Genomic DNA, 19,615 nt, shown 5'->3' on the forward strand with positions numbered 1-19,615 from the left:
TGCCTTGCCCGCAATATCCGGGACAGCTAGAAGAAACATGACGTGAACACGTGTCGTATAAACTCCGCGTACGAGGCAGAGAGTCGGCGGCCGGGCGTACACCCCGAAGCCCACCTCTGACCCCGCATGCCGACAGCGACGTCCGCAACAGTCATGCACCACCTCACGCGTCACCCTGTCTCCTGAGTGAGAGGCAACCCACCATGCCGCTGCAAGTACCCCCGGCCCCGGCGCCCGCTCTGCGCAGCGTTCTCGCGGCACTCAGTTCCCCCACCGCCGTGCGCGATGCCCGTACCCCGGCCCTCCAGTCCGCCCAGGGACCGCTGACCCCGGAACTCCCTCTCCCCGTCCATGTCCTCGACCACGTCACCCCCTCGGGGGGCCGTACGTCCGGGCCCGACGGCCGCACGCCCCGCACGGGGCTGGCGGGCTGGCGTTTCCTCATCCGCAGCGGTGAGCGCACCGTGGCCGCCGCCGACACGATGCTCACCCCCGACGGCTGGACCTTCTCGCGCTTCTTCGAGGGCCCGTATCTGACCGCCACGGAGCGTGCGCTGCGGCAGGCCGACTCCCTGACGACCGTTTATCAGCCACGGCTGCTGTCGGTGCCCGAGCTGTACATGCTCACCCTCTGGCTGCACGGGGACACCTCCGCGGACGCCGCCACCGGCAGCCCGGACCCGTCCGACATCCTGGTGCCCCTCGCCCCGGCGCCGCCGGGTATCGCGGCGCACCGTCCGCACCGGGTCGCGGAGCTGCTGCCGATGATCGGTCTGCGGATCACCCCGCCCCCACTGCTGCGTACGCCGGCCTGACCGGCCCCCGCGCCGCCGGCCGCCCCCCGGCCGCCCGTCCGGACTAGGTCCTGTCCGGCGGATCACTGGCGGAGCCAGAGTCGGATCGCGGCGGCGGTGACGGTGCCGTGGAAGACGTAGGCCCGCTTGTCGTAACGAGTGGCGACCGCGCGGGAGTTCTTGAGCCGGTTGATGGTCCGCTCGACCTCGTTGCGGCGCCGGTAGCGGTCGCGGTCGAAGCCGGCGGGTCTGCCACCGCTGCTGCCTCTGCGTTGGCGGTTGGCCCGCTGGTCCTTCGGTTCCGGGATCGTGTGCCGGATGTGGCGTCTTCGCAGGTAGCGGCGGTTTCGGCGGGAGCTGTATGCCTTGTCGCCGCTGACGTGGTCGGGCCTGGTTCGGGGGCGTCCGCCCCGTGGCCGGGGGACCCGGATTCGGTCCAGGACCTCGACCATCTGCGGGGCGTCGCCCCACTGACCCGGCGTGAGCAGGAGGGCCATGGGGCGGCAACCGCCTTCGCCGGCGAGGTGGATCTTGCAGGTCAGGCCGCCCCGGGACCGTCCGAGTCCCTCGTCGGGGCGGTGGTGCCGGGGCGTCGTCCTTTTTTCGGGATCCGCGGACGGGCCTTGCGGGCGCCGGCCGCGTGCTGATGGGCCCGGCAGGACGTCGAGTCGATGCCGATCATCGACCAGTCGATCCGCCCGGCCAGGTCGGCGTCGGCCTGGACCGCGTGCAGGATCCGGTCCCAGGTACCGTCCGCCGACCAGCGGCGATGCCGTTCATAGACGGTCTTCCACGAGCCATAGCGTTCCGGCAGGTCACGCCACGGGACACCGGTCCGGACCCGGAAGAGGATCCCGTTGACCACGGTGCGGTGGTCGTTCCACCGGCCGCCCCGGCCACCCAGAGATGGCAGATGCGGCTCCAGCAACGACCACTCGCGGTTCATCAAATCCCCCCGACCCATACCCGAACCAACGAGCGACCGGTCAGAAGGTCACATGATCCGCCGGACAGGACCTAGTCCGGAGGGGCTATCCAGAACCACCCGAAAAGTCGGTGCAGTTGACCTGAACCGTCCGGCCGGGTGACGCGTCCTTGAGCAAGAGGAAGTACTGCCGTGAAATCCCTGCGGATTGCTCTCCGTGGGGCAACACTGTGACAGGACACGACAGATACGGGGGGCGGCCATGACCACATCGAGCCGCGGGACACTCACGACGACACAGCGAAAGAACTCGCCCATGTGCCAGCACCAGCCATCCTGCCCGACAGCCGACTCTGCCGACCGCGACGCCGCCCGACTGCGGGCACACCATCCGGAGCAGGGCTGGAGTCTGCTGTGCAATGGCGTTCTGGTCTTCGAGGACACCGGTGAACTGCTGCCGAACGGGAAGATCATCGCCCCGCACCGGCCGCAGCGCGCCGAGCGCGTGGTGACGGCCGCCTGATTCCGCCACCGCCCGCACCTCCCGAAAACGTGGGGCCGGCCCGGAGACTGTTCTCCGCACCGGCCCCGACGCGTATCCGGTCAGTTGTCGTACGCGTCCAGCGGCGGGCAGGAGCAGACCAGGTTGCGGTCGCCGAACGCGCCGTCGATCCGGCGGACCGGCGGCCAGTACTTGTCCGCGGCCGAGACACCGGCGGGGAAGACCGCCTCGTCGCGGGTGTAGGCGTGCTCCCACTCCCCGCCCAGCGCGGCCGCGGTGTGCGGCGCGTGGCGCAGCGGGTTGTCGTCGGCGGGCCACTCGCCCGAGGCGACCTTCTCGATCTCCGTACGAATCGCGATCATCGCCTCGCAGAAGCGGTCGATCTCGGTCAGATCCTCGCTCTCGGTCGGCTCGATCATCAGGGTGCCCGCCACCGGGAACGACATCGTCGGCGCGTGGAAGCCGTAGTCGATCAGCCGCTTCGCGATGTCGTCGACGCTGACACCGGTGGACTTGGACAGCGGCCGGAGATCCACGATGCACTCGTGCGCGACCAGCCCGTTGGGGCCGGTGTAGAGCACCGGGTAGTGCGGCTCCAGCCGCTTGGCGATGTAGTTCGCGGCGAGCACGGCGACCTGCGTCGCGCGCTTGAGGCCCTCGCCGCCCATCAGCCGTACGTACGCCCACGAGATCGGCAGGATGCCGGCCGAGCCCCAGGGCGCCGCCGAGATCGGCCCCACACCCGTCGCGGGCCCCGCGGCCGGCTGGAGCGGGTGGTTGGGCAGGTACGGCGCGAGATGCGCCCGTACGCCGACCGGGCCGACCCCGGGACCGCCGCCGCCGTGCGGGATGCAGAACGTCTTGTGCAGGTTCAGATGCGAGACGTCCGAGCCGAACCGGCCCGGCTTCGCCAGCCCCACCAGCGCGTTGAGGTTCGCGCCGTCCACGTACACCTGGCCGCCCGCGTCGTGCACCGCCGCGCAGATGTCGCCGATGTGCTCCTCGAACACCCCGTGGGTGGACGGGTAGGTGACCATCAGGACGGCCAGCTCCGGGCCGTACCGGTCGATCTTCGCGTGCAGGTCCTCGACGTCGACGTCGCCGTCCTCGCGGGTCTTGACGACGACGACCTTCATCCCGGCCATCACCGCGCTCGCCGCGTTCGTGCCGTGCGCGGAGGACGGGATGAGGCAGACCGTACGCCCGGTGTCCCCGTTGGCCCGGTGGTACGCCCGTACGGCCAGCAGCCCGGCCAGCTCGCCCTGTGAACCGGCGTTGGGCTGGAGGGAGACCGCGTCGTAGCCGGTGACCTCGGCGAGCCGTTCCTCCAACTCCCTGATGAGCGTCAGATAGCCCTGTGCCTGCTCCGCCGGGGCGAACGGGTGCAGCGCGCCGAACTCGGGCCAGGTGACCGGCTCCATCTCGGTGGTCGCGTTCAGTTTCATGGTGCAGGAACCGAGCGGGATCATCCCGCGGTCCAGCGCGTAGTCCCGGTCGGAGAGGCGGCGCAGATAGCGCAGCATCGCCGTCTCGGAGCGGTACTGGTGGAAGACGGGGTGCGTCAGATAGTCGTCGCTCCGCAGCAGCCCGCCCGGCAGCGCGTCGTCCGTCCCGCCGTCCAGCGCCTCGATGTCCGCCTCGACCCCGAACGCGGCCCATACGGCGGCCAGCTGGGCGCGGCCGGTGGTCTCGTCGCAGGCCACGGAGACCCGGTCGGCGTCCACCTGCCACAGGTTGACCCCGCCCTCGCGGGCGGCGGCCACCACGGCGGCGGCCCGGCCGGGCACCACCGCGGTCAGCGTGTCGAAGTACGTGTCGTGCGCGATCCGCACCCCGCCCGCGCGCAGCCCGGCGGCGAGCAGCGCCGCGTACCGGTGGGTGCGCCGCGCGATGGACCGCAGCCCCTGCGGGCCGTGGTAGACCGCGTACATCCCGGCCATCACGGCCAGCAGCACCTGCGCGGTGCAGATGTTGCTCGTGGCCTTCTCGCGCCGGATGTGCTGCTCGCGGGTCTGGAGCGCCAGCCGGTACGCCTTGTTGCCGTCGGCGTCCACGGACACACCGACGAGCCGGCCCGGCAGACTGCGCGCGAACTGCTCGCGCACGGCCATGAATCCGGCGTGCGGTCCGCCGAAGCCCATCGGGACACCGAAGCGCTGGGTGGTGCCGACGGCGATGTCCGCGCCCAGCTCGCCCGGGGAGGTGAGCAGGGTCAGCGCGAGCAGGTCGGCGGCGACGGTGACGACCGCGCCCAGCTCGTGCGCCCGCCCGATCACGGCACGGAGGTCCCGGACCGCGCCAGAGGCGCCCGGGTAGGCGAGGAGCACACCGAAGACACCGCGCTCGGCGATCTCCGCCGGGATGCCCTCGGTGAGATCCGCGACCACCACCTCCACGCCCGTGGGCTCGGCGCGGGTCTCGATCACGGCGACGGTCTGCGGCAGGTTGTCGGCGTCGACCAGGAAGACCCCGCCCTTGACCTTGCCGACCCGCCGCGACAGCGCCATCGCCTCGGCCGCCGCCGTGCCCTCGTCCAGGAGCGAGGCGCCCGAGGTCGGCAGCCCGGTCAGCTCGGCCACCACGGTCTGGAAGTTGAGCAGGGCCTCCAGACGGCCCTGCGAGATCTCCGGCTGGTACGGGGTGTACGCCGTGTACCAGGCGGGGTTCTCCATCACATTGCGGAGGATCACGGGCGGGGTGAACGTCCCGTAGTAGCCGAGGCCGATCATCGGCGCCAGCACCTGGTTGCGGTCGGCGAGCGTACGCAGCTCGGCCAGCACCTCGGCCTCCGTGCGGGCGCCGGGCAGCCGCAGCGCCTCGGCGCTTTTGATCGCGTCGGGCACGGCGGCGTCGGTCAGCTCGTCGAGCGAGCCGTAGCCCACCTGCGCCAGCATCTTCGCCTGGGCGGCCGCGTCGGGGCCTATGTGGCGCTGCTCGAAGGGAATGCCTCGCTCCAGCTGGGCGAGCGGAATGCGTGGGGCGTTCATGAGGAGGGCCTCCTGGTCTGCTACGACCTACGAGGGGCACCAGGACGCGGGTGCCCGGACGGCCTCCCCCTCTGTCATCTGACCTGAGAGCTTCACCGGGCAGCCGTGCGGCGGTCCGGCTTTCACCGTCGGTGAGGGCGGATGCCGTCGGGCACCGACCTGCTTTCCAGAGTGACCTCGTCCGCGCGGTACGGGGGCCTGAGAGATTCCGGGGAGGAGTTGCTCCTTCGGCGCCTCCGGAACACTCTCCGGAGGACTCTCCCGCACGGGGTCAGCAGCCGCTGCCAGCCTACCAGCGGGCCACTTCGGGCGGATTTCGAGTGGCCGCCGTCCCGGATCTGCACTTTTGTGGTGTCTACTGCCCCTGCCGGGAGGGGCACGAGGAACAGCTCCGACCAGTTGGAGGGACCGTGGAGACCGATATCGATCCGCGCAGCCTGATAGGGCGCAAGGCGTTCGACCGGGACGGCCACAGACTCGGCACGGTGGACGAGGTGTATCTCGACGACGCCACCGGCGTCCCGGAGTGGGCGGCCGTACGCACCGGCCTCTTCAGCCGGGACGCGTTCGTCCCGCTCGCCCCCAGCACCCTGTCCGAGGACGGGCTGCGGGTCCCGTTCGACCGCGCCCTCATCAAGGACGCGCCGGACTTCGGGGTGGGCCGTCATCTCTCCCCGGACCAGGAGCTCCAGCTCTACCGGCACTACGGTCTCGCCCTCCCCGAACCGGGGCCGCCCGAGCGGCCCGCGTCCCTCTCCGACCGGGACACGGACCGGGACTTCGGGCGGCTGGCCGGACAGGAGGACTGAACCGGTGCCGTAGCCGTGGCCGACGGCACCAGGGGCAGCGGCTCGGAGAGCACCAGATCGGGATCGTCGACCCAGAACGTCCGCACCCACCCCGGCGCGGACCCCGGCTCCTCGAACCGTACGGTCACTCTCCGCAGCCCGCTGCCCTGCACCCAGCCCGGTCCGAACTCGGCGTGGCGCACATCGTGCCCGGCCGGGAACCGCCGGTCCTCCGGCACCTCCGCCGCCACGGGCTCCCCCGCCGCCGACCCGGCATCCCCCGCGCCCGAGCCCGTGCCCGGCTCCCCCGGCACCGCGCCCGCCCGCTCGTCACCACCCCGGCCGCCCTCGCCGTCACGGCCGTCCCCGGCCTTCCCGGCGGCCTCGCGCCCAGCCGCCTCGCGCCCGGCAGCCGCCGCCTGCGCGAACAGGTCCTCCTGCGTGTAGTCCGCGAGCCCGGTCACCCCCACCCCCAGCAGCCGCACCCCGCCGGTCGTGTCCACCGACTCCAGCAGCCGCCCGGCGGCCTCCCGCACCACCCCGGGATCGTCCGTGGGCCCGCGCAGCGTCTCCGAACGGGTCAACGTCGAGAAGTCGTAGCGCCGGACCTTCAGGACCACGGTGCGCCCCGAGTGCCCGGCCGCCCGCAGCCGCTCGACACACCGGTCGGCGAGCCGGTCGACCTCCGCGCGCACCCGCACCCGGTCGTGCAGATCGACGTCGAAGGTGTCCTCCACCGACACCGACTTGGTCTCGCGCTCGGACACCACGGGCCGGTCGTCGTACCCCCGCGCCATCCGGTACAGCGAAGCGCCGTGCGCCTTCCCCAGCAGCCGTACGAGTTCGTCCTCGCCCGCCTCGGCCAGATGGGCGACGGTGGTCATCCCGGCCCTGCGCAGATGCTCCCCGGTCGCGGGTCCCACCCCGGGCAGGGTCCGCACCGTCATGGGCCCCAGCAGCTCACGCTCCGTACCCGGTGCTATGAGGACGAGTCCGTCGGGCTTGGCCTGCTCGGAGCCGATCTTCGCGAGCATCTTCGAGCCGGCCAGCCCCACGGAGCCGGCCAGCCCGGTGGCCGCCCTGATGTCCTCGCGCAGCCGCTCACCGGCCGCCAGCGCCGAGGCGGTGTCATGGGCCGAGCCGCCCGCCTCCAGGTCCACGAACGCCTCGTCCAGGCTCAACGGCTCCACCAGCGGGGACAGCGCCCGCAGCAGCGCCATCACCCGGTCGCTGACCTCCCGGTAGACCGCGAAGCGCGGCACCAGATACGCGGCGTTCGGCGCCAGCCGTCTCGCCTGCGCCATCGGCATCGCCGAGTGCACCCCGAACCGCCGGGCCTCGTACGAGGCGGTCGAGACCACCCCGCGCGGCCCCAGCCCGCCGACGACCACCGGCTTTCCGCGCAGGCTCGGCTTCGCCGCCTGCTCGGCGGCGGCGAAGAACGCGTCCATGTCGAGATGCAGGATCGTCGGTGCGGCTCTCACACCTCCGATGCTGCCTCACACCACTGACAACGGGCCCTCCGGCGGCGCCGGAGAGCCGGTCAGACGGCCCGGTCGCGGCGCCTTCGCGCCAGCTCGTCGGCCGGATTGTGCCCGATCAGCGTCTCGCCCGTGTCGACGCGCTCCCCGTGCAGCTGGGACAGCGCGGCCTCGACATCCCGCCACACCACCCCGACCGCGATCCCGAAGACCCCCTGCCCGCCCTGGAGCAGGCTCACGACCTCGTCGGGCGAGGTGCACTCGTGGACCGTCGCGCCGTCGCTCATGAGCGTCATCCGCTCCAGGTCCTGGAAGCCCCGGGCCCGCAGATGCTGCACGGCCGCCCGGATGTTCTGCAACGCCACCCCGGTGTCCAGGAACCGCTTCACGATCTTGAGGACGACCACGTCCCGGAAGCTGTAGAGCCGCTGCGTGCCCGATCCGTGCGCCGGCCGCACAGACGGCTCGACCAGCCCCGTGCGTGCCCAGTAGTCCAACTGGCGGTACGTGATGCCCGCCGCCGCGCACGCGGTCGGACCCCGGTATCCGACCGTCTCCGCACCGGGTCCTGGCGCGCTGCCGTGAAGCGGATACGGACCGCCCGCCGCCGTACCGTCGCCGATGCTTCTCACGCCGACCCTCCGTCCTTGACCTGCCCTGTCGAAGGTAGGCAGTCACCCGGGGTGCGTCAACGATCGCCACACTCGCCACGCCGAGTGATAATCACCCTGAGAGTGGTTTCCCGTGTCCCGTTCCGGGGAAGGGCTGACCGAATGCCCTGACGGGAGCACCGTACGGTGCTCCCCGGGGCGGTCACTGGCTGTTGGTGCCGAAGTCCTCCGGCGAGATCTGGTCGAGGAACTCGCGGAACTTCTCCACCTCGTCCTCCTGCTCGTCCGGGATGGCGATGCCGGCATCGTCCAGGACCCCGTCACTGCCGTAGATCGGTGTGCCCGTGCGCAGTGCCAGCGCTATGGCATCCGACGGCCTGGCGCTCACCTCGACCCCGCTCGCGAAGACCAGCTCCGCGTAGAAGACCCCTTCCCGCAGGTCCGTGATCCGGACTTCGGTCAGCTCCTGGCCGACCGCCTCCAGCACGTCCTTGAAGAGATCATGGGTCAGCGGCCGGGCCGGGGCCATGCCCTGCTGGGCGAAGGCGATCGCGGTCGCCTCCCCCGGTCCGATCCAGATGGGGAGGTACCGATCGCCTCCCACTTCACGCAGGAGCACGATCGGTTGGTTCGAGGGCATTTCCACCCGGACACCCACAACGTCGAGCTCGTTCACACAGCAACCCTAGGACGTGCCCGGCAGGTTTGGGTAGTCGGGCTCCCCCATGATCAGTACCGGCGGTCCCCGAGAGCCGTGTGGAACAGTGCCTGGTGCAGCCGCACGGAGAGCGTCGCCAGCTCCTTCGTGGTCGCCTCGGCATGGGCCCTGGTCTGCGGGTTACGGTGCCGACGCAGCGGCGCGACCACCTGTTCGACCAGTCCGGCCTCGCGTTCGGCCGCCGCTTTCATCACCCGCAGATGCCTGGGTTCCAGTCCGAATCCGGCAAGATCCGAGACCAGTTTCGCCACGGTGACGGCCTCCGGGTCATAGCCGCCGTCCGGCATCGGGGTGATGAGCCCGTACGACTCCCACTCCGCGAGCATCCCCTCCTCGGCCCCGGCCGCGGCGAGCAGCTCCTCGCGGCCGATCCGCGCGACGGTGGGTGCCCCCGATTCCGCCTCAGGAAGGCCCTCCAGCGGCCCCCGCTGCGGCGCGGGCAGCTGGACGTGCTCGCCCCGCCCCAGGGCGTCCAGATGCTCCCTGATGACCTTGAGCGGCAGATAGTGGTCCCGCTGCATCCGCAGGATCCGGGCGAGCCGCTCCACGTCGTCGGGGCTGAACTTGCGGTAGCCGGACGGCGTTCTGCGCGGTTCGACGAGCCCCTCGGCCTCCAGAAAGCGGATCTTGGAGATCGAGACCTCGGGAAACTCGTCCCGCAGCCTGGCCAGCACCGCGCCGATGCTGATCAGCGGCTCGGCCGTGCGGGCGGTGCCGTGTCCGGCACCGCCCCTGGATGTACGCGGCATGGACCTTCCCTGAGGGTCACACGCCCCGCTGGCTCGCGTAGAAGACCAGCCGGTACTTACCGATCTGGACCTCGTCGCCGTTCGCCAGCAGGACCGAATCGATCCGCTCACGATTGACGTACGTACCGTTCAGGCTGCCGACGTCCGAGACGGTGAAGCGCCCGTCCGCGCCCCGGCGGAAATCGACATGGCGACGCGACACGGTCACATCGTCCAGGAAGATGTCGCTCTCCGGGTGACGGCCCGCCGTCGTCAGCTCGCCGTCCAGCAGGAAGCGGCTGCCCGAGTTCGGCCCGCGGCGCACCACCAGGAGCGCCGAGCCGGCCGGCAGGGCGTCGACCGCCGCCTGGGCCTCCGGGGTCAGCGACGGGAGCGACGTCTGCCCCGTCACCTCCGAGTCGTACGCCTCAAGACCCGAGATGGAGATCGTCGAGGTCTGCTCCGAGGCGCGCTCCGGCGGAACCCCGCCCCGCAGCGGCGCACCGCAGTTGGAGCAGAACCGGCTCGCGGCGGTGTTCTCGTGACCGCATCTCGTACAGACCGGCAAGCCCGCCATCGTGGGACCCTCCTGCCGCGACTGCCCACCGGGGGCAGATGATTCCCCGAAACCTATGCGGCCGGAACCGGCAGGGTCAACAGACGACGCGCCGGAACCCTCCGCCGGATCGCCCCCCACCTGGTCACGGAAGAGCGGGCGCTCACCGCTCGATTCCTCACTCCCACCCTGGCGCGAGGCGCGATGGCGGTTGGCGCCGCCGTCCTCGCGCGCGCTCTTGCCGAACAACTTCCCAAACAACTTCACGGGCGATTCCCCTTGACCGAAACAGACCCGCCCGTGGGGCAGGACGAACCCTGAATGAATACACCTGCCGGCGCGGACATCATGACAACGTCCGTATCCACCCGACAGTTTCCACCACTCACCACGCTGATCGTGCGCCGACCCCCCGCAACCTCATGCCCGCGTACGACAGCTGTCATGCACCCCCGCTTCACCGCGATGACGACCGAGCGTAGTCAGGTCTCTTTGCCGCTCGCAAGGCGTCCACGATGATCTTCTCAGCCCGGGTCACGGTGGCCGTGGCCTGCTCCTTCTCCAGCGTCTGCACCACCCCGCCGGGGATGTTGAGGGCCGGCTCCAGATCTTGCGGCTTGCCGATGACCTTGAAGCTGTACGGCGTCCGGACCGGCTTCCCGTCCACCTGTACGTCACCCCCCGTACCGGAGAAGAATGTACCGGCGACCACCCGGACGTCATTGACCTGGATGGCCTCGGCGCCGGCGGCCCGCAGCTCCTGGAGCGCGTCGAGCAGCATGTCGGGCGTGACGGTCCCGTTCGCGTCGTCGACGGTCAGCGTGATCCCGGGCCCCTGCGCGGCGACGGTGCCCGCCAGGATGCCCAGCTGCTGTTCCTTCTCCCGGGTCTGCTTGCGGGCCTCCTCCGCCTGGTCCGAGCTGTTCTCCAGCTCGGTGCGCTGGTCGTCCAGGCGCTGTCTCTCGTCCTCCAGCCGCTGCGTACGGTTGTCCAGCTCGTCGAGGATCCGCACCAGGTCCTCCTGGCGGGCTCCGCGCAGCGCGGTGTCGTCGTTGTTGGACGCGACCTGGATCGCCAGCCCGAGTCCGAGCCCGAACAGCAGCAGCGCCACCACGAGCTGAGCCCGCGTCACCCGCGGCGGCCACAGCCCCGCCGCCAACCGCTGGCGTCCGGTGAGCTGTTGGGGCCGCTCGGCGGTCTCCGGAGCCTCAGGAGCCTCGGGGGCCCCAGGGGCGTCCGGAGCGGGCAGAGAGGCCCGGGGAGCCTCCTCGCCCGGCGTCGTGCCGGGCGTCGCAGCCGGCGTGGCTCCCGAGGGCTCCCCCGCCGGCTTCCCCGGCGTTCCGGGAGTCCCCGGCGTCCCAGGAGTCTCCGGTGTCTCTCCGGTCGGCTTGTTCTCGCTGTTCATCGGCGTCACGCCCGGAACACGTGCCGGCGGATCGCGGCAGCGTTGGAGAAGATCCGGATACCGAACACGACGACCACACCGGTGGAGAGCTGGGCACCCACGCCCAGCTTGTCCCCCAGGAAGACGATGAGCGCGGCGACGACCACGTTCGACAGGAAGGAGACGACGAACACCTTGTCGACGAAGATCCCGTCGAGCATGGCCCGCAGGCCGCCGAAGACCGCGTCGAGCGCGGCGACGACGGCGATGGGCAGATAGGGCTCGACCACTGCCGGCACCTCGGGCCGGACCAACAGTCCGACCACGACTCCCACGACGAGGCCCAGTACGGCGATCACGATGTGCCCTTCTCGGTGTCGGCCGCGCGCTGCCCGTTGTCCTTCCCACGGGCGGCGGCCTCAGGTTCTGCGGTACGTACGATCAGGCTCGGCGCGGCGGGCAGCCGCACCTCCGCCTGCTCGGAGATCTTGGTACGGATGGCGAAGTCGTCGTGCAGGGAACGGAGATAGCGGCCGTCGGCACTGGCCTGAAACGCACTGCTCAGCTTCTTCGCCTCGCCCACCGCGAGCACCGTGTACGGCGGCACCAGGGGCCTGTTGTCGACCAGTATGGCGTCGCCCGCCGCCCGGATCGCGGAGAGCGAGGTCAGCCGCTGGTCGTTGATCGCGATCGCTTCCGCGCCCGACTCCCAGAGGCCGTTGACGACCCGCTGCATGTCCCGGTCCCTGACCCGCCCGGTGTCGGCGAAGCCACTGCTCTCGCGCGGTCCGCCGCCGTCACCGGCCGAGGCGTCCTTCGCGTCGTCCACCACCAGCAGCACCCCGGGACCCTGCACCGGGGTCGCGCCGGCGAGCAGCGCCACCAGCTCCCCCTGGTCGCCGCCCCGCGTCCGCAGAGCGGCCCGCTGCCGGTCACCGACCTCCCCGCGCAGCTTCTCGACCGTACGCGCCAGCGAGTCGGCGGCGTCGGACTCGGAGTTGATCCGGTCGATGAGTTCCTCGCGCTCCTTCGCCAGGACGGGCGCCGAGATCCTCGCCTGGGCGGCCCCGACGGTGACGACCAGGGCGGCCAGCACCAGTCCGGCCGCGAGCCCCAGCTTCGCCCTGAGCGTCCGGGGCAGTCCGCCGCCCTCGGCGTCCCGGCGGGCCGCCGCCTCCGCGTACCCCTCGTCAAGACTGTGGTTCATCACACTGTTCAGCAGCGACATCGACGCGTCGGGGCGCGGGGGCGGAGAAGCGGTGCTCCGATCGGGGGACTGCTGCGACATGCCGCACATCGTCGCACGTGGTGGGCCCTACCGCCGAATGGCCCCGCACACACGCCGGACGGCGTCCGTGGACGCCGTCCGGCACACCGCTGTCACCTCGGCCGAGCCGCCCTAATGCCCGGCTCCGTCCACCACCGCGGACCATTCGTCGAGCAGCGCCTGGGCGGACGCGTCGTCAGGACCCTCGGCCCACAGATGGGTGACGGCCTCGGCGGGATCCGGCAGGACCATCACCCAGCGCCCGTCGGCCTCCACCACCCGTACGCCGTCGGTGGTGTCCACCTGCCGGTCCCCGGCCGCCTCGACCACGCTGCGCATCACCAGCCCCTTGACGGCCCACGGGGTGGCCAGATCGCGACGCAGCACATGGGCGCGCGGGATCCGGGCGTCGATCTGGCTCAGCGTCAGCTGCGTACGCGCGACCAGACCGATCAGCCGTACGAAGGCGGCCGTACCGTCGAGCACACTGCTGAACTCCGGCACGATGAAGGCACCGCGGCCGTCACCACCGAAGATCGTGGTCTCCTCACGGCCCACCCGGGTCAGATCGTCGGGCGATGTCGTCGTCCACTCCACCTGCGTCCCGTGGTACGCGGCGACCTGCTCGGCGATCCTGGTGGTGGTCACCGGCAGCGCCACCCGCCCGCTGCGCCGCTCGGCGGCGACGAGATCGAGCAGCACCAGCAGGGCCCGGTCGTCCTCGATGATCCGGCCCCGCTCGTCGACGAGCGACAGCCGCTCACCCACGGGGTCGAACCGGACACCGAACGCGGCCCGCGCGGAGGCGACGATCTCCCCCAGCCTGACCAGCCCGGAGCGACGCGATTCGGCCGTCTCCGTCGGCCGGGACTCGTCCAGACCGGGATTGATCGTCAGCGCGTCGACCCCGAGCCTGCCCAGCAGACTGGGCAGGACAAGCCCCGCGCTGCCGTTGGACGCGTCGACCACGACCTTGAGCCCGGCCTCGGAGATCCCCGTCGTATCGACGTTACGGAGCAGCGAGCCGGTGTACGAGTCGAAGACGCTGGCCGGGAAGTGCAGATCCCCGATCTCACCGGGGAACGCGCGCCGGTACTCCTGACGCGCGTACACCCGGTCCAGCTTGCGCTGGCCGCCCTGTGAGAGATCCGCGCCGCGCTCGTCGAAGAACATGATGTCGACGGAGTCGGGGACCCCCGGCGAGGTACGGATCATGATGCCGCCGGCGCTGCCCCGGGCGGTCTGCTGGCGGGCCACCGGCAGCGGGACGTTCTCCAGGTCGCGTACGTCGATGGCGCTGGACTGGAGCGAGGAGATCACGGCCCGCTTGAGCGCGCGGGCCCCTCGCGAGTGGTCACGCGCCGTGGTGACGGTGGACCCCTTCTTGAGGGTGGTGGCGTACGCGCCGGCCAGCCGCACCGCGACCTCCGGTGTGATCTCCACATTGAGGATGCCGGAGACCCCACGCGCACCGAAGAGATGCGCCTGACCCCGGGACTCCCAGATCACCGAGGTGTTGACGAACGCGCCGGCCTCAATGGTCTTGAACGGGTAGACCCGCACATTGCCCTGGATGATCGATTCTTCACCGACCAGGCACTCATCACCGATGACCGCGCCGTCCTCGATCCGGGCCGCGCGCATGATGTCGGTGTTCTTGCCGATGACACAGCCGCGCAGATTGCAGTGCTGTCCGATGTAGACGTTGTCGTGGACGACGGCCTTGTGCAGGAAGGCACCGGTCTTGACGACTACATTGGAGCCGACCACGGTGTGTTCGCGGATCTCCGCGTCGGCTTCGACCTTGGCGTAGTCACCGATATAGAGCGGGCCGCGCAGTACGGCGTCGGGGTGCACCTCGGCGCCCTCGGCGACCCAGACTCCGGGCGACATCTCGAAGCCGTCGATCTCCACGTCGACCTTGCCTTCGAGGACATCGGCCTGCGCCTTGACATAGCTCTCGTGGGTGCCGACGTCCTCCCAGTACCCCTCGGCGATATAGCCGAAGATCGGCTTGCCCTCCTTCATGAGCTGCGGGAAGACATCGCCGGACCAGTCGACCGAGACATCGGCCTCGACATAGTCGAAGACCTCGGGCTCCATCACATAGATACCGGTGTTCACGGTGTCCGAGAAGACCTGGCCCCAGGTGGGCTTCTCCAGGAAACGTTCGACCTTTCCTTCCTCGTCCACGATCGTGATCCCGAATTCCAGTGGATTCGGCACCCGGGTCAGACACACCGTGACCAGTGCGCCCTTCTCCTTGTGGAAGGCGATGAGGTCGGTCAGATCGAAGTCGGTGAGAGCGTCGCCGGAAATGACGAGGAAGGTGTCGTCCTTCAGCGCTTCCTCGGCGTTCTTGACGCTCCCGGCGGTTCCGAGCGGCTTCTCCTCGTTGGCGTAACTCAGCTCCATGCCGAGTTCTTCACCGTCGCCGAAGTAGTTCTTGACGAGGGAGGCGAGGAATTGCACGGTTACGACGGTCTCGTTGAGCCCATGGCGCTTGAGCAACCGCAGCACATGCTCCATGATCGGCCGGTTCACGACCGGCAGGAGAGGCTTGGGCATGCTTGAGGTCATGGGGCGAAGTCGAGTTCCTTCGCCACCGGCCATCACGACGGCCTTCATGTCGGAAGCGTCCTCCTTGAAGAGACGGACTCGCCGACTTCACCCGTCTGGGGCGTCCGGGGCAGGACCGAAGTCCCTTGGCGGTCAAGCGCGGGCCGGGCGACGCTGCGCGGCACCACATCGACGAGCTTCAATCGGCCTCGGTGTCCGCCTTCACGAGCCGGCGGACCTGGACCACATAGAGGACTCCTGCCCACCAATACAGACTTGTACCCCATCCTGCGAACGCCCATCCGAAAACTTCGGCGAGTGACGCGAGCCACCCACTTCTGTCACTGAGGAGCAGAAGCGGGAAGGCGTACATCAAGTTGAAGGTAGCCGCCTTCCCCAGGAAGTTCACCTGGGGCGGCGGATAACCGTGCCGCCGGAGGATCCCCACCATGACCAGAAGCATCAGCTCACGGGCCAAAAGCGCGGCCGTGAGCCAGAGCGGCAGGATCTCGCGCCAGGTGAGGCCAACCAGGGTGGAAAGGATGTACAGACGGTCGGCGGCGGGGTCGAGGAGCCGCCCCAGGCTGCTGATCTGGTTCCAGCGGCGGGCGAGCTTGCCGTCGAGATAGTCGCTGATACCGCTCAGCATCAGGACCAGCAATGCCCACAGGTCACTGTTGGGCCCGCCGAACTCGGGGCGAAGAATCAGCCACAGGAAGAGCGGCACGCCAACGAGACGGGCCATGCTGAGGACGTTGGGGATGGTGAGTACCCGGTCCGTCTGAACGCGGGTCTCCTGGACCTCCACCCGGGGGCCTCCTGTGTGGAACGTGCCAACGATGCCTCCTGACCTTACCCTCAGAGCCGCCGGCCGAGGGTAAGGGGGGCCTTAAACGCAGAAATGCCCTGTACCAGATACCTGGCACAGGGCATTCCCACAATAATTGTTCGGCGGCGTCCTACTCTCCCACAGGGTCCCCCCTGCAGTACCATCGGCGCTGTGAGGCTTAGCTTCCGGGTTCGGAATGTAACCGGGCGTTTCCCTCACGCAATGACCACCGAAACACTATGAAGATATCCAACAGCTGGAAGACAACACGGCTGTTCGTTACTTCAGAACTAACACAGTGGACGCGAGCAACTGAGGACAAGCCCTCGGCCTATTAGTACCAGTCAGCTCCAACCGTTACCGGTCTTCCACATCTGGCCTATCAACCCAGTCGTCTACTGGGAGCCTTAACCCCTCAAAGGGGGTGGGAGTCCTCATCTCGAAGCAGGCTTCCCGCTTAGATGCTTTCAGCGGTTATCCTTTCCGAACGTAGCCAACCAGCCATGCCCTTGGCAGAACAACTGGCACACCAGAGGTTCGTCCGTCCCGGTCCTCTCGTACTAGGGACAGCCCTTCTCAAGACTCCTGCGCGCGCAGCGGATAGGGACCGAACTGTCTCACGACGTTCTAAACCCAGCTCGCGTACCGCTTTAATGGGCGAACAGCCCAACCCTTGGGACCGACTCCAGCCCCAGGATGCGACGAGCCGACATCGAGGTGCCAAACCATCCCGTCGATATGGACTCTTGGGGAAGATCAGCCTGTTATCCCCGGGGTACCTTTTATCCGTTGAGCGACGGCGCTTCCACAAGCCACCGCCGGATCACTAGTCCCGACTTTCGTCCCTGCTCGACCCGTCGGTCTCACAGTCAAGCTCCCTTGTGCACTTACACTCAACACCTGATTACCAACCAGGCTGAGGGAACCTTTGGGCGCCTCCGTTACTCTTTAGGAGGCAACCGCCCCAGTTAAACTACCCATCAGACACTGTCCCTGATCCGGATCACGGACCCAGGTTAGACATCCAGCACGACCAGAGTGGTATTTCAACGACGACTCCACCTGAACTGGCGTCCAAGCTTCAAAGTCTCCCACCTATCCTACACAAGCCGAACCGAACACCAATATCAAACTATAGTAAAGGTCCCGGGGTCTTTCCGTCCTGCTGCGCGAAACGAGCATCTTTACTCGTAGTGCAATTTCACCGGGCCTATGGTTGAGACAGTCGAGAAGTCGTTACGCCATTCGTGCAGGTCGGAACTTACCCGACAAGGAATTTCGCTACCTTAGGATGGTTATAGTTACCACCGCCGTTTACTGGCGCTTAAGTTCTCAGCTTCGCCAACCCGAAAGTCAGCTAACCGGTCCCCTTAACGTTCCAGCACCGGGCAGGCGTCAGTCCGTATACATCGCCTTACGGCTTCGCACGGACCTGTGTTTTTAGTAAACAGTCGCTTCTCGCTGGTCTCTGCGGCCACCCCAAGCTCAGGAAGTAAATTCCCTCACCCAGAATGGCCCCCCTTCTCCCGAAGTTACGGGGGCATTTTGCCGAGTTCCTTAACCATAGTTCACCCGAACGCCTCGGTATTCTCTACCTGACCACCTGAGTCGGTTTAGGGTACGGGCCGCCATGAAACTCGCTAGAGGCTTTTCTCGACAGCATAGGATCATCCACTTCACCACAATCGGCTCGGCATCAGGTCTCAGGCTACGTGCTGTCCGGATTTACCTGGACAACGCCCTACACCCTTACCCCGGGACAACCACCGCCCGGGCTGGACTACCTTCCTGCGTCACCCCATCGCTTACCTACTACCACCTTGGTTCAGCGGCTCCACCACTCCCCTTCACCCGAAGGATCCAGGACGGCTTCACGGCCTTAGCATCAATGGATTCGATACTGGGCGTTTCAAAGCGGGTACCGGAATATCAACCGGTTGTCCATCGACTACGCCTGTCGGCCTCGCCTTAGGTCCCGACTTACCCTGGGCAGATCAGCTTGACCCAGGAACCCTTAGTCAATCGGCGCACACGTTTCCCACGTGTGTATCGCTACTCATGCCTGCATTCTCACTCGTGAACCGTCCACAACTAGCTTCCGCTGCTGCTTCACCCGGCACACGACGCTCCCCTACCCATCACAGTCCCCGTTGGGGGTACGTACTGCAATGACACGACTTCGGCGGTACGCTTGAGCCCCGCTACATTGTCGGCGCGGAATCACTTGACCAGTGAGCTATTACGCACTCTTTCAAGGATGGCTGCTTCTAAGCCAACCTCCTGGTTGTCTCTGCGACTCCACATCCTTTCCCACTTAGCGTACGCTTAGGGGCCTTAGTCGATGCTCTGGGCTGTTTCCCTCTCGACCATGGAGCTTATCCCCCACAGTCTCACTGCCGCGCTCTCACTTACCGGCATTCGGAGTTTGGCTAAGGTCAGTAACCCGGTAGGGCCCATCGCCTATCCAGTGCTCTACCTCCGGCAAGAAACACACGACGCTGCACCTAAATGCATTTCGGGGAGAACCAGCTATCACGGAGTTTGATTGGCCTTTCACCCCTAACCACAGGTCATCCCCCAGGTTTTCAACCCTGGTGGGTTCGGTCCTCCACGAAGTCTTACCTCCGCTTCAACCTGCCCATGGCTAGATCACTCCGCTTCGGGTCTTGAGCGCGCTACTATAACGCCCTATTCGGACTCGCTTTCGCTACGGCTTCCCCACACGGGTTAACCTCGCAACACACCGCAAACTCGCAGGCTCATTCTTCAAAAGGCACGCAGTCACGACGCACCGAGTAAACTCGGCGCGCGACGCTCCCACGGCTTGTAGGCACACGGTTTCAGGTACTATTTCACTCCGCTCCCGCGGTACTTTTCACCATTCCCTCACGGTACTATCCGCTATCGGTCACCAGGGAATATTTAGGCTTAGCGGGTGGTCCCGCCAGATTCACACGGGATTTCTCGGGCCCCGTGCTACTTGGGTGGTTCTCAAACGAGCCGTACAGATTTCAGCTACGGGGGTCTTACCCTCTACGCCGGACCTTTCGCATGTCCTTCGCCTATCCATACGGTTTCTGACTCGCCGACCGGCCGGCAGACCGATCAAAAGAACTCCCACAACCCCGCATGCGCAACCCCTGCCGGGTATCACACGCATACGGTTTGGCCTCATCCGGTTTCGCTCGCCACTACTCCCGGAATCACGGTTGTTTTCTCTTCCTGAGGGTACTGAGATGTTTCACTTCCCCTCGTTCCCTCCACACTGCCTATGTGTTCAGCAGCGGGTGACAGCCCATGACGACTGCCGGGTTTCCCCATTCGGACACCCCCGGATCAAAGCTCGGTTGACAGCTCCCCGGGGCCTATCGCGGCCTCCCACGTCCTTCATCGGTTCCTGGTACCAAGGCATCCACCGTGCGCCCTTAAAAACTTGGCCACAGATGCTCGCGTCCACTGTGCAGTTCTCAAACAACGACCAGCCAC

Annotated in this window: 15 protein-coding genes, 2 rRNA genes and 1 riboswitch; of the genes, 3 read left to right on the top strand and 14 right to left on the bottom strand. The window is 67.9% G+C overall.

Annotation, left to right across the window (positions count from 1 at the left end):
* The first annotated feature begins 203 nt into the window (after window positions 1-203).
* Window positions 204-815, top strand: a complete 612-nt coding sequence (locus DVK44_RS02820) for a hypothetical protein (protein WP_114658163.1) — start codon at window positions 204-206, stop codon at window positions 813-815.
* A 62-nt stretch (window positions 816-877) separates the two neighbouring features.
* On the opposite strand, the gene DVK44_RS02825 is transcribed toward DVK44_RS02820, so the two are convergent.
* A protein-coding gene (locus tag DVK44_RS02825) for an IS5 family transposase (protein WP_114658164.1) occupies window positions 878-1,758 on the bottom strand; the annotation gives its coding sequence in 2 pieces (ribosomal slippage) (window positions 878-1,398 and window positions 1,398-1,758; 882 coding nt in all).
* 277 nt (window positions 1,759-2,035) lie between these two features.
* On the opposite strand from DVK44_RS02825, the gene DVK44_RS02830 reads away from it, so the two are divergent.
* A complete protein-coding gene (locus DVK44_RS02830) occupies window positions 2,036-2,242 on the top strand; it encodes a DUF5999 family protein (RefSeq protein WP_181957605.1) in 207 nt (68 codons plus the stop codon).
* Between the two features lie 80 nt (window positions 2,243-2,322).
* Here the strand turns inward: DVK44_RS02830 and gcvP are convergent, their stop codons facing one another.
* The gene (gene gcvP / locus DVK44_RS02835; RefSeq protein WP_114658166.1) at window positions 2,323-5,208 is read right to left on the bottom strand and encodes an aminomethyl-transferring glycine dehydrogenase; all 2,886 of its coding nucleotides are present in this window, start codon (window positions 5,206-5,208) and stop codon (window positions 2,323-2,325) included.
* Between the two features lie 176 nt (window positions 5,209-5,384).
* Window positions 5,385-5,482: riboswitch (glycine riboswitch) on the bottom strand.
* A gap of 136 nt (window positions 5,483-5,618) precedes the next feature.
* Here gcvP and DVK44_RS02840 point away from each other — a divergent pair.
* Complete coding sequence (locus DVK44_RS02840) at window positions 5,619-6,017, top strand: PRC-barrel domain-containing protein (protein WP_114658167.1); 399 nt, start codon at window positions 5,619-5,621, stop codon at window positions 6,015-6,017.
* Here the strand turns inward: DVK44_RS02840 and DVK44_RS02845 are convergent.
* The 12 genes from DVK44_RS02845 to DVK44_RS02900 all read right to left on the bottom strand — a co-directional run bounded on the left by DVK44_RS02845 (window position 5,912) and on the right by DVK44_RS02900 (window position 19,568).
* Window positions 5,912-7,480 carry a DNA polymerase IV gene (locus tag DVK44_RS02845; RefSeq protein WP_114658168.1) on the bottom strand — a complete coding sequence of 523 codons (1,569 nt, stop codon included), beginning with the start codon at window positions 7,478-7,480 and terminating at the stop codon, window positions 5,912-5,914. The two genes, DVK44_RS02840 and DVK44_RS02845, sit on opposite strands and share 106 nt — an antisense overlap.
* 59 nt (window positions 7,481-7,539) lie before the next feature.
* Window positions 7,540-8,109, bottom strand: a complete 570-nt coding sequence (locus tag DVK44_RS02850) for a MerR family transcriptional regulator (RefSeq protein ID WP_114658169.1) — start codon at window positions 8,107-8,109, stop codon at window positions 7,540-7,542.
* A gap of 181 nt (window positions 8,110-8,290) precedes the next feature.
* Window positions 8,291-8,764, bottom strand: coding sequence for a bifunctional nuclease family protein (locus DVK44_RS02855; RefSeq protein WP_006123076.1), 474 nt, complete (start codon window positions 8,762-8,764; stop codon window positions 8,291-8,293).
* A 53-nt stretch (window positions 8,765-8,817) separates the two neighbouring features.
* On the bottom strand, window positions 8,818-9,555 hold the full coding sequence (gene ftsR / locus DVK44_RS02860) for a transcriptional regulator FtsR (protein ID WP_114658170.1): 738 nt from the start codon (window positions 9,553-9,555) through the stop codon (window positions 8,818-8,820).
* Window positions 9,556-9,571: 16 nt separating this feature from the next.
* Window positions 9,572-10,399, bottom strand: a complete 828-nt coding sequence (locus tag DVK44_RS02865) for an FHA domain-containing protein (RefSeq protein ID WP_408055385.1) — start codon at window positions 10,397-10,399, stop codon at window positions 9,572-9,574.
* Window positions 10,400-10,547: 148 nt separating this feature from the next.
* A complete protein-coding gene (locus tag DVK44_RS02870) occupies window positions 10,548-11,495 on the bottom strand; it encodes a DUF881 domain-containing protein (protein ID WP_114664862.1) in 948 nt (315 codons plus the stop codon).
* Between the two features lie 5 nt (window positions 11,496-11,500).
* Window positions 11,501-11,833, bottom strand: a complete 333-nt coding sequence (locus DVK44_RS02875; protein ID WP_023543062.1) for a small basic family protein — start codon at window positions 11,831-11,833, stop codon at window positions 11,501-11,503.
* Window positions 11,830-12,762 carry a DUF881 domain-containing protein gene (locus DVK44_RS02880; RefSeq protein ID WP_114658172.1) on the bottom strand — a complete coding sequence of 311 codons (933 nt, stop codon included), beginning with the start codon at window positions 12,760-12,762 and terminating at the stop codon, window positions 11,830-11,832. The genes DVK44_RS02875 and DVK44_RS02880 overlap by 4 nt, the downstream gene beginning before the upstream one ends.
* 111 nt (window positions 12,763-12,873) lie before the next feature.
* Complete coding sequence (locus DVK44_RS02885; RefSeq protein WP_114658173.1) at window positions 12,874-15,369, bottom strand: mannose-1-phosphate guanyltransferase; 2,496 nt, start codon at window positions 15,367-15,369, stop codon at window positions 12,874-12,876.
* Window positions 15,370-15,499: 130 nt separating this feature from the next.
* Entirely contained in the window at window positions 15,500-16,108 is a 609-nt protein-coding gene (locus DVK44_RS02890; protein ID WP_114658174.1) for a CDP-alcohol phosphatidyltransferase family protein, read from the bottom strand.
* A gap of 138 nt (window positions 16,109-16,246) precedes the next feature.
* Window positions 16,247-16,363, bottom strand: a 5S ribosomal RNA gene (gene rrf, locus DVK44_RS02895).
* 80 nt (window positions 16,364-16,443) lie between these two features.
* Window positions 16,444-19,568, bottom strand: a 23S ribosomal RNA gene (locus tag DVK44_RS02900).
* Window positions 19,569-19,615: the final 47 nt, after the last annotated feature.

Origin of the sequence: Streptomyces paludis (assembly GCF_003344965.1) — a bacterium.
Classification (GTDB): domain Bacteria; phylum Actinomycetota; class Actinomycetes; order Streptomycetales; family Streptomycetaceae; genus Streptomyces; species Streptomyces paludis.

What these genes read in the sequence shown, in the direction of transcription:
- DVK44_RS02820 (WP_114658163.1), top strand. Translation starts at nt 204, where the DNA reads ATGCCGCTGCAAGTACCCCCGGCCCCGGCGCCCGCTCTGCGCAGCGTT.
- DVK44_RS02830 (WP_181957605.1), top strand. Translation starts at nt 2,036, where the DNA reads ATGTGCCAGCACCAGCCATCCTGCCCGACAGCCGACTCTGCCGACCGC.
- gcvP (WP_114658166.1), bottom strand. Translation starts at nt 5,208, where the DNA reads ATGAACGCCCCACGCATTCCGCTCGCCCAGCTGGAGCGAGGCATTCCC.
- ftsR (WP_114658170.1), bottom strand. Translation starts at nt 9,555, where the DNA reads ATGCCGCGTACATCCAGGGGCGGTGCCGGACACGGCACCGCCCGCACG.
- DVK44_RS02870 (WP_114664862.1), bottom strand. Translation starts at nt 11,495, where the DNA reads ATGAACAGCGAGAACAAGCCGACCGGAGAGACACCGGAGACTCCTGGG.
- DVK44_RS02880 (WP_114658172.1), bottom strand. Translation starts at nt 12,762, where the DNA reads ATGTCGCAGCAGTCCCCCGATCGGAGCACCGCTTCTCCGCCCCCGCGC.
- DVK44_RS02885 (WP_114658173.1), bottom strand. Translation starts at nt 15,369, where the DNA reads ATGAAGGCCGTCGTGATGGCCGGTGGCGAAGGAACTCGACTTCGCCCC.